The organism is Microbacterium sp. JAI119 (genome assembly GCF_013410135.1).
In the GTDB taxonomy this organism is placed as follows: Bacteria; Actinomycetota; Actinomycetes; order Actinomycetales; family Microbacteriaceae; genus Microbacterium; species Microbacterium oxydans.
Window position 1 is genome coordinate 140,616 of record NZ_JACCCK010000004.1, and the last position, 15,004, is coordinate 155,619.

14 protein-coding genes are annotated in these 15,004 nt (G+C 65.9%); 10 read left to right on the forward strand and 4 right to left on the reverse strand.

The genetic code is table 11. The features are described from left to right. Positions 1-3 precede the first annotated feature (3 nt). From yidD to rpmH, 3 genes are read right to left on the reverse strand one after another with little or no spacing between them, the layout of a single operon-like run. Positions 4-354 (reverse strand): membrane protein insertion efficiency factor YidD, encoded by a 351-nt coding sequence (yidD, locus tag HDC31_RS16755; protein ID WP_046747966.1) that lies wholly within the window; start codon positions 352-354, stop codon positions 4-6. After that, positions 351-707, reverse strand: coding sequence for a ribonuclease P protein component (gene rnpA, locus HDC31_RS16760; protein ID WP_113680664.1), 357 nt, complete (start codon positions 705-707; stop codon positions 351-353). The genes yidD and rnpA overlap by 4 nt, the downstream gene beginning before the upstream one ends. Positions 708-713: 6 nt before the next feature. Next, entirely contained in the window at positions 714-851 is a 138-nt protein-coding gene (gene rpmH, locus HDC31_RS16765; protein WP_013584598.1) for a 50S ribosomal protein L34, read from the reverse strand. A 316-nt stretch (positions 852-1,167) separates the two neighbouring features. On the opposite strand from rpmH, the gene dnaA reads away from it, so the two are divergent. From dnaA to HDC31_RS16800, 7 genes are all read left to right on the forward strand, one after another. Further along, positions 1,168-2,562: a chromosomal replication initiator protein DnaA gene (gene dnaA / locus HDC31_RS16770; protein ID WP_046747968.1), complete on the forward strand. Its 1,395-nt coding sequence runs from the start codon at positions 1,168-1,170 to the stop codon at positions 2,560-2,562. A 494-nt stretch (positions 2,563-3,056) separates the two neighbouring features. Then, positions 3,057-4,199: a DNA polymerase III subunit beta gene (gene dnaN / locus HDC31_RS16775; RefSeq protein ID WP_046747969.1), complete on the forward strand. Its 1,143-nt coding sequence runs from the start codon at positions 3,057-3,059 to the stop codon at positions 4,197-4,199. A 95-nt stretch (positions 4,200-4,294) separates the two neighbouring features. After that, positions 4,295-5,485, forward strand: coding sequence for a DNA replication/repair protein RecF (gene recF, locus HDC31_RS16780; RefSeq protein WP_113680665.1), 1,191 nt, complete (start codon positions 4,295-4,297; stop codon positions 5,483-5,485). Then, positions 5,478-5,996 carry a DUF721 domain-containing protein gene (locus tag HDC31_RS16785; protein ID WP_113680666.1) on the forward strand — a complete coding sequence of 173 codons (519 nt, stop codon included), beginning with the start codon at positions 5,478-5,480 and terminating at the stop codon, positions 5,994-5,996. The genes recF and HDC31_RS16785 overlap by 8 nt, the downstream gene beginning before the upstream one ends. 118 nt (positions 5,997-6,114) lie before the next feature. Beyond that, on the forward strand, positions 6,115-8,205 hold the full coding sequence (gyrB, locus tag HDC31_RS16790) for a DNA topoisomerase (ATP-hydrolyzing) subunit B (protein WP_082108635.1): 2,091 nt from the start codon (positions 6,115-6,117) through the stop codon (positions 8,203-8,205). A gap of 43 nt (positions 8,206-8,248) precedes the next feature. Next, entirely contained in the window at positions 8,249-10,804 is a 2,556-nt protein-coding gene (gene gyrA, locus HDC31_RS16795; protein ID WP_046747972.1) for a DNA gyrase subunit A, read from the forward strand. Then, complete coding sequence (locus HDC31_RS16800; RefSeq protein ID WP_017829919.1) at positions 10,801-11,205, forward strand: DUF3566 domain-containing protein; 405 nt, start codon at positions 10,801-10,803, stop codon at positions 11,203-11,205. The genes gyrA and HDC31_RS16800 overlap by 4 nt, the downstream gene beginning before the upstream one ends. 70 nt (positions 11,206-11,275) lie before the next feature. Here the strand turns inward: HDC31_RS16800 and HDC31_RS16805 are convergent, their stop codons facing one another. After that, a complete protein-coding gene (locus HDC31_RS16805; RefSeq protein ID WP_113680667.1) occupies positions 11,276-11,986 on the reverse strand; it encodes a VIT family protein in 711 nt (236 codons plus the stop codon). Positions 11,987-12,112: 126 nt separating this feature from the next. Here HDC31_RS16805 and HDC31_RS16810 point away from each other — a divergent pair, with 126 nt between their 5' ends. Genes HDC31_RS16810 through HDC31_RS16820 form a run of 3 tightly spaced genes read left to right on the forward strand, consistent with a single transcriptional unit; the run spans position 12,113 to position 14,972 of the window. Continuing rightward, positions 12,113-13,381: a histidine kinase gene (locus tag HDC31_RS16810; RefSeq protein WP_046747974.1), complete on the forward strand. Its 1,269-nt coding sequence runs from the start codon at positions 12,113-12,115 to the stop codon at positions 13,379-13,381. Further along, positions 13,369-14,058: a response regulator transcription factor gene (locus HDC31_RS16815; protein ID WP_058630950.1), complete on the forward strand. Its 690-nt coding sequence runs from the start codon at positions 13,369-13,371 to the stop codon at positions 14,056-14,058. The genes HDC31_RS16810 and HDC31_RS16815 overlap by 13 nt, the downstream gene beginning before the upstream one ends. After that, complete coding sequence (locus HDC31_RS16820) at positions 14,055-14,972, forward strand: hypothetical protein (RefSeq protein ID WP_113680668.1); 918 nt, start codon at positions 14,055-14,057, stop codon at positions 14,970-14,972. The genes HDC31_RS16815 and HDC31_RS16820 overlap by 4 nt, the downstream gene beginning before the upstream one ends. The last annotated feature ends 32 nt before the right edge of the window (positions 14,973-15,004 follow it).

A 15,004-nucleotide genomic window follows, 5' to 3' on the forward strand; every position in this document is an offset into this window, starting at 1 on the left:
CGATCAGTCCTTTCGGGAAGGGACGACGAAACCGTGTGCGGTCAGGTCGTAACGGAAGTGTTCGTGCGGACGGACGTCATCGACGCCGCCGGTGGTCCAGGGGTTGCAGCGGAGGATGCGCCATGCGGAGAGCGCCGCCCCCTTCACTGCGCCGTGCTGCTGCACCGCACCTACAGCGTAGGCGGAACAGCTGGGGTAGTACGCACAGACATCTCCATACATCGGCGAGATGACCTTGCGGTAGGCGGTGAGGAACCCCAGCACGAGATTCCGCGGGATCACCGGAATGCTCCGCACCAGGTCCTGCGCATGCAGATGTGCGGTCCCGACGGACGACGCCGGAAGGGCGGTCATGCCGACACCGCGGAAGCCGCCGGATCCAGGCGGAGGAGGCACCGATCGACATCGGCTCGGAGCTCCGCGTAAGAGGCGGTCGCAGACGCAGGAAGGGCACGGATGACGACATCCGTGCCCTCAGGAACCCGTGGAAGCGCCTCCGCGCACACGGCCTTGAGCCGACGACGCACGGAGTTGCGCACCACTGCGGTGCCCACCTGCTTGCTGATGATGAATCCGAACCTCGCGGCTCTGTTCTCGCCCGTGGTCAACACCGAGGTGATGACACGCGCCCCGCCACAACGGGATCCGCGACGAACGACCAGACGATAGTCGCTCCCGCGAGTCAGCCGATACGGGCGGGCGAGCACAGCGGACTACGCAGAGAGCTCGGTGCGGCCCTTCGCGCGGCGGGCGGCGAGGATGCCACGGCCGGCACGCGTACGCATGCGGGCGCGGAAGCCGTGCTTCTTGGCGCGACGACGGTTGTTGGGCTGGAAGGTGCGCTTGCTCATGGAATCACTCCGGGAATGCTGCCACCGGGTTCACTTCGACCGGAGACATGGGGTACTGCCAAAAATGGCATAAGTCAACCAAGTAAGGGTACGTCTTACCGGCGCACAGAGCAAATCTGGGCTCTCACAGAGCCGTCGCGCGGTACCGGGTGCACAGCCATTATCCACAACCTCCGGACCTCGCGTCGACGCAACACGCCCGCGTGATTCCAAGGGCAGGTTGCCGTTCACAGCCGGGATGACTACCGTGGCATCCTAAGTTATCCACAGGGGACACGGCACGTAGACCCCGCCTCGATCACCCGTCCGGAGCGTCATGTCCTCACCTGCCCAGCCCGATGTCCCCATCTGGACCACGGTGCAGGAGCTTCTGGTCGACGACGACCGGGTGACACCCCAACTGCAGGGCTTCCTCAGCCTGGCCGTTCCGGCCGGAGTGATGTCGGCCACGCTCTATCTCGAGGTTCCGAACGATCTCACGGCCGCGCAGATCAACAAGCGTCTGCGTCTCCCGATCATGGAGGCCCTCTCGCACATCGGCGAGGAGGTCACCTCCTACCGCGTCGTGGTCAACCACGAGCTCGCCGAGCAGCAGACCGCGCCGATCGCCGTCGGCGACTTCGGTCGTCAGGAGCAGACGCGCAGCGAATCCCCCATGGAGCCTGCGCCCACCCCGATGCGCCATGAGTCGCGCCTCAACCCGAAGTACACCTTCGACAACTTCGTGATCGGACAATCCAACCGCTTCGCCCACGCAGCCGCCGTCGCGGTCGCCGAAGCACCGGCCAAGGCGTACAACCCCCTCTTCATCTACGGCGACTCCGGACTGGGCAAGACCCACCTCCTCCACGCCATCGGCGATTACGCGCAGTCCCTCTACGCGGGGGTGAAGGTCAGATACGTCTCCAGCGAGGAGTTCACGAACGACTTCATCAACTCCATCGCCAACAACCGGGGTGCTGCCTTCCAGGCGCGATACCGGGAAGTCGACATCCTCCTCATCGACGACATCCAGTTCCTGCAGGGGCGGGCCGAGACCCAGGAAGCCTTCTTCCACACGTTCAACACCCTGCACGACCACAACAAGCAGGTGGTCATCACCAGTGACGTGGCTCCCAAGCTCCTCACCGGCTTCGAGGACAGGATGCGCAGCCGCTTCGAGTGGGGTCTCATCACCGACGTCCAGGCGCCCGACCTGGAGACCCGCATCGCCATTCTCCGCAAGAAGGCCCAGAGCGAGTCTCTGCACATCCCCGACGAGGTGCTCGAGTACATCGCCACGGTGGTGTCATCCAACATCCGCGAGCTGGAGGGGGCACTGATCCGCGTCTCCGCGTTCGCGAGCCTCAATCGATCGCCTCTCGACATCGCGCTCGCCCAGACCGTGCTGCGCGACATCATCGACACGGCAGAGGACAACATCATCTCGCCGACCGACATCATCACGGCGACCGCGCAGTACTTCAAGCTCACCGTCGACGACCTGTACGGGTCCAGCCGCTCGCAGCAGATCGCCACCGCTCGACAGATCGCCATGTACCTGTGCCGGGAACGAACGAACCTCTCCCTCCCCAAGATCGGGCAGCTGTTCGGCAACCGCGACCATACGACCGTCATGTACGCGTACAAGAAGATCAGCGAGCTCATGAAGGAGCGTCGCTCCATCTACAACCAGGTCACCGAGATCACGACCCAGCTGGGACGGCGCTGACACGCCGCGTCTCGGAAAAAGGGGAGGTCCGCACCTGATCGGGTGCGGACCTCCCCTTTTTGTCACCCGGACTGGGGTTCTGATCTCTCGATTGATACCTCTATGCACATGTGGATAACTTGTGGATGACCGTGGATTCGATCGGGACGAATGTGGGTCGATCACCCAAACCTGTGGATAACTCCGGGAGGGGCTTCGAGCACCTCACCCCCGCCAACCCGCGGATTCCTCAGGGTTTCCACAACTGACAACTGTGTAGTTCCCTACTCGCTCTTGCTATCCACCGACTTATCCACAGTATCCACAGCTGTTAACACCGTTAAGGAGTTAAGTCATTCAGGGCGCGATCCGATCACCAGACGGTGTGGAGAGCCGACCGTCGAATGACAGGAACCTCGGCGTAGGGATACGCCGGACTGTGGGGCTAGCATGGGAAGCCCTGCACCGGCAGGGCCGACGACAACGCGTCACAGTTCGACGACAAGGGAGCACCCGTGAGGTTTCAGGTCAACCGCGATGTCTTCAGCGAGGCTGTCTCGTTCGTCGTCAAGCTCCTGCCGCAGCGCAACCCACAGCCGATCCTCGCGGGAGTGCTGATCGAGGCGGACGGTTCCGGCCTCACGCTCTCGGCATTCGACTACGAGGCCTCCGCTCGAACCACCATCGAGGCCACGGTGGAGACCCCGGGCACGATCCTGGTCCACGGTCGACTTCTCTCGGACATCGCCAGCCGCCTCCCGAACGCTCCGATCGAGATCGCGGTCGAGGAAGACGGCGGCATCGCGGTGACCTGTGGCTCCGCGCGGTTCACCCTCGCCGCCATGCCGGTTGAGGAATACCCGTCCATCCCCGAGGTCACCGGCTCGTCGGGAGTCGTTCCCGCCGACGACTTCGGCACCGCCATCGCGCAGGTCGGATTCGCGGCTTCACGCGATGACGTCACGCCGGTGCTCACGGGTGTGCAGCTCGAGGTCTCCGGCCAGACCCTGAGTCTTGTCGCCACCGACCGCTACCGCGTCTCGCTCCGAGACGTGCCGTGGGACGGTGAAGCGGTCGAGGCCACCGCGCTGGTTCCCGCGCGCACGCTGCTGGAGGTCGGGAAGACCTTCGGACACGCCGGAACGATCCAGGTCGCGTTCTCCGGAGCCGGCGACCGCGAGATCATCGCGTTCACCGCAGGAAACAAGACCGTCACCTCGCTCCTGATCAAGGGCAACTTCCCGCCGGTGCGTCGTCTGTTCCCCGAGCAGACGGACCACTACGCGGTCGTGAACACCGCCGACCTGGTCGAAGCGGTCCGCCGCGTATCGCTCGTCCTCGATCGCGCCGCTCCGCTGCGTTTCACGTTCTCGAACGACAGCGTCACCATGGACGCCTCCGGCGGAGACCATGCGCGCGCTTCCGAGTCGGTCGACGCGATCCTCTCCGGCGGTGACGAGGTCACGCTCGGACTGAATCCGCAGTACCTGATCGAGGCTCTCGGCGCCGTGAAGAGCGAGTTCGTGCGCGTCACCTTCACATCGAGCGACAACGCCAACAAGCTCAGCCCGGTCCTCATCACGAGTCAGACCTCGGTCGATCAGGCCGGCCTCGACTCGTTCAAGTACCTGCTGCAGCCCAACCTCCTCCTGCGCTGACCCCGCTCGGCGAGAGCAGGGAGCTTAACGCCTCCCCATCCCCGAGATTCACCGACACTGAATCAGGTGTCGGACACCGAAGGTAGGCTGACTCCGTGATTGTGGAGCACCTGAGTCTGGTCGATTTCCGCAATTACGCGACCGCCGAACTCGCTCTCCACCGCGGTCCGAACGTCCTCGTGGGCAGGAACGGCCAGGGCAAGACGAACCTCGCCGAAGCGGTCGTGTTCCTGGCGACTCTGGGGTCCCATCGTGTCTCCTCGGACGCACCGATGGTCCGCGACGGACAGGAGTTCGCCGTCATCAGGGCTCGCCTCTCTCACGGGGAGCGCCGTGTCCTCGCCGAGGTGCAGGTCAACCGGCAGGGATCGAACAAGGCGCGCATCAACGGGTCGCCGTCGAAGCCGAACGAGCTCCCCCGGTATGCACACGTCGTGCTGTTCGCTCCGGAGGACCTGCAGATCGTGAGAGGCGATCCCTCGGCTCGTCGTCGGTTCACCGATCAGCTCCTCATCCAGCGCACTCCGAGACTCGCCGCCGTCCTCGCCGACTACGACCGTGTGCTCAAGCAACGGAACGCGCTCCTGAAGTCGGCCAGGGCCAGGGGAATCCGCGGCGAGGCGCTGAGCACTCTCGATGTGTGGGACGACAAGCTCGTCTCCCTCGGTTCGGAGATCATCACCGCTCGACAGCGGCTGGCCGTGGATCTGCAGCAGCCGGTCGCCGATGCGTACGAGGCGATCGCCGGGGCCGACCACCGCCCGCAGCTGGAATGGGCCCTCTCGGTCGGCGGAGGAGATCCCGAAGAGGGCGAAGATGCCGCGGACGGAGGAAACGCCGGATCATCGGTCGACCGGCTCGGAGATCCCGGGCACATCGCCGAGTTGTTCCGCGCCTCGCTCGCGGCGAAGCGGTCGAACGAACTCGACCGCGGACTCACCCTCACCGGTCCGCATCGCGATGACCTCGTGCTGCGTGTTCGCGACCTCCCTGTGAAGGGCTATGCATCGCATGGCGAGTCGTGGTCTGTGGCCCTCGCGCTGAGGCTGGCCTCGGCCGAGCTTTTGCGCAGCGAGTCCCCGGCCGGAGATCCCGTCCTCATCCTCGACGACGTCTTCGCGGAACTCGATGCCGATCGTCGACAGCGCCTCGCCGCCCTGACGGCAGGATACGAACAGGTGGTGGTGACGGCAGCGGTGGAGGAGGATATCCCCGAGGTGCTGCACGCGCACGTGGTGCGGATCAGCGCTGGAACGATCAGCGACGAGAGGGGGAAGGATGACTGACGCGGCATCGACTCCCCCGGTCTCCACTCCGCCGGCTGACGTCCCGGAGACGATCGGCACGTACCTGCGACTGCGCGGCCTGCAGCCGAGCTCGAAGAGCTGGAAGCGCAAACGGCGCATCACCACGGACGACGACAACGCTCCGTTCACGCCGGGGCGTGATCCCGGCCCGCTCGGCGCCGTGCTCGACAAGCTGAGTCGGGACTCGGGATGGCAGATCACCCTCGCCCGGGAAGACCTCGTTCGGCAGTGGGCCGACCTCGCTGGGGCCGACACCGCGAAGCACTCGGAGCCGGTGTCTCTGGAGCGCGGTCTGCTCACCGTCAAGTGCGATTCGACGGCGTGGGCGAAGAACCTGCAGTTCATGCGGGCGACGATCCTCACGGAGATCGGTCGACGGTATCCGGATGCGGGCGTGGAGAACCTTCGGTTCATCGGACCGGACGTCCCCTCGTGGAAATGGGGTCCCAGAGCCGTTCCAGGACGGGGCCCACGCGATACCTACGGGTAGGGCACCATCCGAGGGGGTCGAAACGCTCAGAGGCCCACACACGGCCGTTGAGCGGCATTTCTCGACGAAACTCCGCTAGAATGGGAGTTCGTGATATCGATGTGGAGAATGCCCTCTGATGACGCCTGAATCCCCTGCTGACGAGACGGAATCGAACACCGGGGGAACCCCCGCCCCTTCGACTGGCTCAGGGACCCAGACTCCACAGCCCGCACCCAAGGCGAAGCAGCCCGGAGAGTACGGCGCGGATTCGATCCAGATCCTCGAGGGCCTCGAGGCTGTGCGCAAGCGCCCCGGCATGTACATCGGGTCGACCGGTCCCCGAGGCCTGCACCACCTGGTCTACGAGATCGTCGACAACTCGGTCGATGAGGCGCTGGCCGGCTACGCCGACACGATCCTGGTGACGATGCTCGCTGACGGCGGCGTGCGCGTCGTCGACAACGGCCGAGGAATCCCGGTCGACCCGCACTCGTCGGACCCGAACAAGTCGACGGTCGAGGTCGTCCTCACGATCCTGCACGCCGGCGGAAAGTTCGGCGGCGGCGCGTACGCCGTCTCCGGTGGACTGCACGGCGTCGGCTCCTCCGTCGTGAACGCCCTTTCGACGCGGTTCGACGTGGAGGTCAAGCAGAAGGGCTTCGTCTGGCGGCACAGCTTCGCCGACGGCGGTGTCCCCCAGCAGAAGCTCGAGAAGGGCGAGGCGACCGACGAGACCGGGACGAGCATCACGTTCTGGCCAGACGCGGAGATCTTCCAGGAGACGACCGAGTTCGACTACGACACCCTCCGCACGCGGTTCCAGCAGATGGCGTTCCTCAACAAGGGGCTGCGCATCGAGCTGCGCGACGAGCGCGAGTCGTCGGCCTACGAGGTCGAGGAGGACGGCGCGACCGTCACCAAGCAGCCCGGCGATGTGTTCTTCTACGAGCGCGGTCTGGTGGACTACGTCGAGTACCTCAACAAGGTGCGCCACGCCGAAGTGGTCAACGACGAGATCATCGCCTTCGAGTCGGAGGACACCGAGCGCAAGATCTCGCTCGAGGTCGCGATGCAGTGGACGACCTCGTACACCGAGAACGTGTTCACCTATGCCAACACCATCAACACCCACGAGGGTGGAACGCACGAGGAAGGCTTCCGTGCGGCACTGACGACCCTGGTCAACAAATACGCGCGAGCGAACAACCTCCTCAAGGAGAAGGACGACAACCTCTCCGGCGACGACGTGCGCGAGGGACTGACCGCAGTCATCTCGATCAAGCTCGGCGAGCCCCAGTTCGAGGGGCAGACCAAGACGAAGCTCGGCAACACCGAGGCGAAGGCGTTCGTGCAGAAAGTGGTCGGCGATCAGCTCGGCGACTGGTTGGAGCGCAATCCGAACCAGGCGAAGAACATCATCCGCAAGGCGATCGATGCGGCCACGGCTCGTCTCGCCGCGCGGAAGGCCCGTGAGACGGCGCGTCGCAAGAGCGTCTTCGAGTCGGCGGCCATGCCGGACAAGCTCAAGGACTGCACGAGCAAGGATCCGTCGATCAGCGAGATCTTCCTCGTGGAGGGTGACTCGGCCGGTGGTTCCGCCGTGCAGGGTCGAGACCCTCACACCCAGGCGATCCTGGCCCTCCGAGGAAAGATCCTCAACGTGGAGCGCGCGCGTCTCGACAAGGCGCTCGGCAACAAGGAAGTCCAGGCGATGATCCAGGCCTTCGGCACCGGCATCGGCGAAGAGTTCGACATCGAGAAGGCGCGCTATCACAAGATCGTGCTGATGGCGGATGCCGACGTGGACGGTCAGCACATCACCACCCTGCTGCTGACGCTCCTCTTCCGCTACATGCGCGGGCTCATCGAGGCCGGTTTCGTGTACCTCGCCATGCCGCCGCTCTACCGGCTCAAGTGGTCGAACTCGGCTCACGAGTACGTGTTCAGCGACGCCGAGCGCGACGCCCTGCTGAAGCACGGCATCGAGAACGGCAAGCGCATCCCGAAGGATGCCGGCATCCAGCGCTACAAGGGTCTCGGTGAGATGAACCCGAAGGAGCTGTGGGAGACGACGATGGATCACACCACTCGCACCCTGCAGCAGATCACCATCGAAGACGCGGCCGCGGCCGACGAGATCTTCAGTGTGCTGATGGGCGAAGACGTCGAGTCCCGACGCAGCTTCATCCAGCGCAACGCCAAGGACGTCCGCTTCCTCGACATCTGATGCCCGCGGGCTCAGACCAGATGTGTGACAGAGAGATTGATTGATGACTGACGAAGAACGCACCGAGCCGGAACACGACCACGGCAAGATCGATCAGGTAGACCTGCAGTCGGAGATGCAGCGCAGCTACCTCGACTACGCCATGGCCGTCATCGTGGGGCGTGCGCTCCCCGATGTGCGCGACGGCCTCAAGCCGGTGCACCGGCGTGTCATCTACGGCATGTACGACGGCGGATTCCGTCCTGACAAGTCGTTCTCGAAGTGCGCCCGTGTGGTCGGCGAAGTCATGGGTCAGTACCACCCGCACGGTGACTCGGCGATCTACGACGCCCTCGTGCGACTGGTGCAGCCGTGGTCGCTGCGGTATCCGCTGGCCCTCGGGCAGGGCAACTTCGGCTCCCCCGGCAACATGGGTGCCGCGGCTCCGCGATACACCGAGACCAAGATGGCTCCGCTCGCGCTCGAGATGGTGCGCGACATCGAAGAAGACACCGTCGACTTCACCGACAACTACGACGGCCAGACGCAGGAGCCGACGGTCCTGCCCGCCCGTTTCCCGAACCTGCTCGTCAACGGCTCGGTCGGCATCGCGGTCGGAATGGCCACCAACATCCCGCCGCACAACCTGCGCGAGGTGTCCGACGCGGCGCTCTGGGCACTCGACAACCCCGGCATCTCCCGCGAGGAACTGCTCGAAGGCCTGATCCAACGCATCCCGGGCCCGGACTTCCCGACTGGCGCGCAGATCCTCGGCACCAAGGGCATCCACGAGGCTTACCGCACCGGCCGCGGCTCGATCACCATGCGCGCGGTCGTCAATGTGGAGGAGATCCAGGGTCGTACCTGCCTCGTCATCACCGAGCTGCCGTACCAGGTCAACCCGGACAACGTGGCGGTGAAGATCGGCGACCTCGCCCGTGACGGCAAGATCACCGGCATCGCCGACATCCGTGACGAGTCGTCGGACCGCACGGGTCAGCGCCTGGTCGTGGTGCTCAAGCGCGACGCGGTCGCCAAGGTCGTGCTGAACAACCTGTACAAGCACACGCAGCTGCAGGAGAACTTCGGCGCGAACATGCTCGCGATCGTCGACGGCGTCCCCCGGACGCTCGCGATCGACGGGTTCATCTCGAACTGGATCTCCCACCAGATCGACGTGATCGTGCGACGGACCGAGTTCCGCCTTCGCGAGGCCGAGAAGCGCATGCACATCCTGCGCGGGTACCTGAAGGCGCTCGATGCGCTCGACGAGGTCATCGCGCTGATCCGTCGTTCGCAGACAACAGCCGACGCCAACGAGGGCCTGCAGAAGCTTCTCGACATCGACGAGATCCAGGCCGATGCGATCCTGCAGATGCAGCTGCGCCGGCTCGCAGCCCTCGAGCGTCAGAAGATCATCGATCAGGCGAACGAGCTCGAGGCGCAGATCACCGACTACAAGGCGATCCTGGCCGACGAGGGCCGTCAGCGGACCATCATCCGGGAAGAGCTGACCGGCATCGTCGAGCGTTTCGGCGACGAGCGCCGCACCCACATCCTGCACGGCTTCGACGGCGACGTCTCGATGGAGGACCTCATCGCCGAAGAGGAGATGGTGGTCACCGTCACGCGCGAGGGCTACATCAAGCGCACGCGCAGCGACAACTACCGTTCGCAGCACCGCGGCGGCAAGGGCGTCAAGGGTGCCCAGCTGCGGGCGAACGACATCGTCGAGCACTTCTTCGTGACGACCACGCACCACTGGCTGCTGTTCTTCACCGACAAGGGTCGCGTCTATCGCGCGAAGACGTACGAGGTGCCGGAGGCCGGTCGCGACGCCAAGGGCATGCACGTGGCGAACCTGCTCGCCCTGCAGCCCGACGAGAACATCGCCCAGGTGCTCGACATTCGCGACTACCAGGTGGCGGACTATCTGGTGCTCGCGACGCGTGACGGACTGGTCAAGAAGACCCGTCTCGACAACTACGACACCAACCGTCAGGGCGGTGTCATCGCGATCCGTCTGAACGAGGAGGACGAGCTCGTCAGCGCGCTGCTCGTGAACGCCGAGGACGACATCCTCCTCATCAGCCGTCGAGGCATGTCGGTGCGCTTCGAGGCGACAGATGAAGCCCTGCGCCCGATGGGCCGGGCGACGGCCGGTGTCCGCGGAATGAAGTTCAAGATCGATGAGGACTGCCTGCTCTCGGCATCCGTCGCCGCGCCGGGGAAGTTCGTCTTCGTGGTCACCGACGGCGGCTATGCGAAGCGCACCGCGGTGGAGGAGTACCGGGTTCAGGGTCGCGGCGGAACGGGCATCAAGGTCGCCAAACTCAACGATGATCGGGGCACTCTCGCGGGTGGTCTGATCGTCTCCGAGGACGACGAGGTCTTGGTGGTTCTGTCCAGCGGCAAGGTGGTACGCTCTGCCGTGGCCGAGGTCCCCGCCAAGGGTCGAGACACCATGGGAGTGGTGTTCGCCCGTACGACGGAGGCCGACCGCATCCTCGCCATCGCCCGTAACGGTGAGCGCGGCCTCGCCGAAGAAGAGGCCGATGCGGAGGACGCAGAGACCCAGGCCCCCGAGACGACCCAGACCCCTGAGGATACAGACGCATGAGCACAGTGGCCGACAAGCTGGCGAAGAAGTCGACCCGCAAGACCAGCGGAAAGCAGGTACGCCTCCGACTGGTCTACGTGGACTTCTGGTCGGCCGTGAAGCTCTCGTTCCTCGGAGCCGTGGCCCTCGCGGTCGTCACGATGGTCTCGTTCTTCCTCATCTTCCTCGTGTTCCAGGCGACGGGGATCATGACGACGGCGGAGAGCTTCCTGCTCGGCATCACCGACAACACGTTCGTGCTGTCCGAGGTCGTGGGACTGCCGCAGGTGATGGCCTTCGCCGCCGTGGTGGCGATCCTGAACCTGATCGTCTTCACGGTGCTCGGCGCCGTGGTCGCCGGAATCTACAACCTCGCGGTGAAGGTGACCGGCGGACTGCTGGTCGGCTTCATGTCGAACTGATCCTCGGTACGGATCCACGAAGGGCGGGTGCTGCGGCACCCGCCCTTCGTCGTTGCTCGGCGCGGGATCGCTAGACCACGCCGGTCGTACCGAGGAGGGTGCCGATGAGCCAGGTCGCCGCCAGTGCGAGTCCGCCGCCGACGACCAGCCGTATGGATGCGCGCATCGGAGCGGAGCCGCCGATCTTCGCCGACAGGGTTCCCGTCACCGCGAGCGCGAGAAGCACTGCGACGAACGTCACGGGCACGCGCCATTCCGGAGGGGGAAGGAGGATGGCCAGCAACGGCAGCAGTGCTCCGAGAGTGAACGCCACCGCGGAGGAGAGCGCCGCGTGCCACGGGTTCACGAGGTCATCCTGATCGATGCCCAGTTCCACTTCCAGATGGGCGGAGAGGGCGTCGTGCGCGGTGAGCTCCTCGGCCACCTGGCGCGCTGTCTCCGGCGAGAGCCCGCGGTCGCGATAGAGCTGGGTGAGTTCGTCGAGCTCCACGGCCGGCATCGTACGGAGCTCCTCGCGCTCCTTCGCGATCAGTGCCCTCTCACTGTCACGCTGACTGCTCACCGACACGTACTCGCCGAGGGCCATCGAGATCGCGCCTCCGACGAGGCCGGCGATTCCCGCTGTGAGAAGTGCGGCGTTGTCGGTCGTGGCGCCGGCCACCCCGACGACGAGTGAGGCGACCGAGACGATGCCGTCGTTCGCGCCGAGCACTCCTGCGCGCAGCCAGTTCAGCCGCTGACCGAGACCGGTGCCGTGCGGTTCCCTCTCATGCGTACTCATGCCCCCAGTGAAGCAGAACCGTCGTGGTCGAACCGCGACGATCACGGGAACTCTTACGGAAAACCCGAATCGGAGTGTCCGGTTGGCTCGCTGTCGTGGCCTCCCCCACCGCCGTACCTTGGAACCATGACCACTCAGACTGCGACCCCGGCTTCCGCAACAGCGGTGAAGCCGCCGTTGCGCATCTTCCTCACGATCCTGCATCTGGCAGGCGTCGGCGTCCTGGGCGGCGCCATCTTCGGCACGCTCGGAGGCCTCCTCGGTACCGGACTCGGACTCCTCTTCGTCGCCGGTATCGGTCTGGTCCTGCTCGTCGGCTTGGTCTATGCCCTCTACGGTCTCGGCTGGTTCGAGATCGCTCGGGTCGGGTCGCTGTACCGGACTCCGGTCGGCCCCCTGCGGCTGCAGCCACGCGACCGCCCCGGCTTCGTCGGATGGCTGCGCGCATTGGGCCGGCAGGCGATCGATGGACGCATGTGGCGCGCTGTCGCCAACTTCGCCATCTCCGCCGTGCTCGGGTGGGTCGTGCTTCGGCTGTTCTGGGGCCTGATCTGGTCGATCGTCGTCTCGTTCGCACCGCTCACCGGAGTCGACTCCGTGATGGGACCGTTCGGCGGCGGGGGCATTCCTGCCGAGTGGGCCCCGCTCATCGGGATCCTGGGCATCGCAGCCTGCGTCGTCGGGATCATCGGCCTCGCACTGCTGCATCGCACCCTGTCGCTCGCGATCGTCATCCGCAGCAGGGAGACGGAGCTCACCGAGCGTGTCCGCACCTCGACGGCCCAGCGCGAGGGGGCCGTGCGCGCCGCCGATGTCGAGCGCACCCGCATCGAGCGCGATCTGCACGACGGAGTCCAGCCCCGTCTCGTCTCCGTGGGGATGACGCTCGGGCTCGCTCAGCAGAAGATCGACAGCGATCCCGGTGCGGCGAAGGAACTCATCAACGAGGCTCACACCTCGACGAAGGCGGCCATCACCGAGCTGCGTCAGCTCGCACGCGGCATACATGCCTCCGTGCTGGACGACCGGGGGCTCGACGCCGCACTGTCGGCACTCGCGGGACGCTCCCACATCCCCGTGCACCTCGACGTGCGGATGGACGGTCGGTGCAGTCGCGAGGCCGAGGCCGCCGTGTACTTCTCGATCGCCGAGTCCCTGACCAACGCGGCGAAGCACTCCCGAGCCAGCGAGGCCCGTGTGGTCGTGCGGCTGCGTGACGGCAACACGCTGTGGGCGCGGGTCGAGGACAACGGCATCGGAGGAGCGCAGGTGCAGCCGGGCGGCGGCCTCGACGGCATCGCGAACCGCATCCTCGCCGCCGGCGGAACCTTCCGCCTCGACAGTCCGCAGGGCGGCCCGACCAGCCTGGAGGTGAGCGTCCCGTGCGCATCCTGATCTGCGAGGACTCGGTCCTGCTGCGCGAGGGCCTGGTCCGTCTGCTCGAAGACGCCGGTCACCAGGTGGTCGCCGCTCTTCCCGACATCGAGGGTCTCGACCAGGCCGTCGTCACGGAGGCACCCGATCTGTGCATCCTGGATGTGCGTCTCCCTCCGACCTTCACAGACGAGGGGATCCGGGCCGCTCTCGGTCTGCGGTCGACCCACCCGTCGCTCGCGATCCTCGTGCTCTCCCAGTACGTCGAGGAGCGTTACGCCTCCGACCTGATCGCGGCGCAGGGTGGCCCTCTCGGCTACCTGTTGAAGGATCGGGTCGCCGACGTCTCGGAGTTCCTCGCCTCCGTGCAGCGGATATCCGAGGGAGCCACCGTGCTCGACCCCGAGGTCGTCGCCCAGCTGCTGACACGGCGTAACCGTGATGATCGGATGCTGCGGCTCACCGAGCGCGAGCGCACCGTGCTCGCACTGATCGCCGAGGGCAAGTCGAATCAGGCGATCGCCGGACTGCTGTTCCTCTCCGAAGCCAGCGTCGAGAAGCACATCACCTCCATCTTCCAGAAACTGGGCTTCGAACAGGACGAGTCGGGCAACCGCCGTGTGCTCGCCGCCCTCGCCCACATCGAGAACACCGGTGGCACGACGCCGCCGACCGGCCAGACAGGAGTGGCACGATGACCACCGACAACAACGGGGACCAGGGCGGACACACCCCGCTCACCCCGCCACCCGCCTCCGTTCCGCAGTCTGACGCTCCGCACGCGGCTCCGACCCCTCCTCCCGCCGGCCGCTCGTCCGGTGCGACCGCGGTCATGGTCGTGACGGCGGTGGTCGGTGGGCTCGCACTTCTCGGCGCCGGCGGAACAGCAGCCGCGGCAGCCGTCGGCACCATCGCCACTTCGAACCGTGCCGACTCCGTGCAGAGCGTGGGTGTCGCCGGGCTGGAGAGCATCGACCTCTCCGCCGACGCCAGCAGCATGCGGGTCGAGTTCGGCGACGTCGACGAGGCCACACTCGCCATCACGAACGGACGCGGTACCCCGTGGAGATTCGAACGTGACGGCGACGAGCTGGTCGTGCGGAGCCCGCAGGGGGTCTTCGGATGGTGGATCGGCGGCTGGTTCGGTGAGGAGGAGGTCGCTGTGCTCACGCTCCCGGAGAGCCTTCGCGACGCGGGACTCGATGCCGACCTGAACCTCAATGCGGGCAGCCTCGATGTGGCCGGAGACTTCGGGATCCTCGATGTCAGTGTGAACGCGGGTGCTCTCGACATCCAAGGAGCCGCGAAAGAGCTCGACGTGCAGATGAGCGCCGGTCGTGCCGACATCCTGCTCGACGGCATCGCCCAGGCCGACCTCGGTGTCTCCGCGGGTGATCTCACCGTGGAGCTGACGGGAACGCCTCCCGCGCTGACATCCATCGACGTCAGTGCCGGCACCCTCGATCTGACCGTTCCCGACGTCGAGTACGCGATCTCCCAGGAGATCAGCGCGGGCACGCTGAACGCCGAAGTGGATGAGGCGTCGAGCTCGCGGAGGACGATCGACGTCTCCCTCTCGGCCGGCACCGCGACCATCCGACCGGGTCGCTGAAGACGATCGAGGGGGAGACACTCCCGGGCGCT

Coding starts and splice junctions, on each gene's coding strand:
- yidD (WP_046747966.1), bottom strand. CDS start 354: ATGACCGCCCTTCCGGCGTCGTCCGTCGGGACCGCACATCTGCATGCG.
- dnaA (WP_046747968.1), top strand. CDS start 1,168: ATGTCCTCACCTGCCCAGCCCGATGTCCCCATCTGGACCACGGTGCAG.
- HDC31_RS16820 (WP_113680668.1), top strand. CDS start 14,055: ATGACCACCGACAACAACGGGGACCAGGGCGGACACACCCCGCTCACC.
- HDC31_RS16805 (WP_113680667.1), bottom strand. CDS start 11,986: ATGAGTACGCATGAGAGGGAACCGCACGGCACCGGTCTCGGTCAGCGG.
- HDC31_RS16810 (WP_046747974.1), top strand. CDS start 12,113: ATGACCACTCAGACTGCGACCCCGGCTTCCGCAACAGCGGTGAAGCCG.
- gyrB (WP_082108635.1), top strand. CDS start 6,115: ATGACGCCTGAATCCCCTGCTGACGAGACGGAATCGAACACCGGGGGA.
- HDC31_RS16785 (WP_113680666.1), top strand. CDS start 5,478: ATGACTGACGCGGCATCGACTCCCCCGGTCTCCACTCCGCCGGCTGAC.
- rpmH (WP_013584598.1), bottom strand. CDS start 851: ATGAGCAAGCGCACCTTCCAGCCCAACAACCGTCGTCGCGCCAAGAAG.
- HDC31_RS16800 (WP_017829919.1), top strand. CDS start 10,801: ATGAGCACAGTGGCCGACAAGCTGGCGAAGAAGTCGACCCGCAAGACC.
- gyrA (WP_046747972.1), top strand. CDS start 8,249: ATGACTGACGAAGAACGCACCGAGCCGGAACACGACCACGGCAAGATC.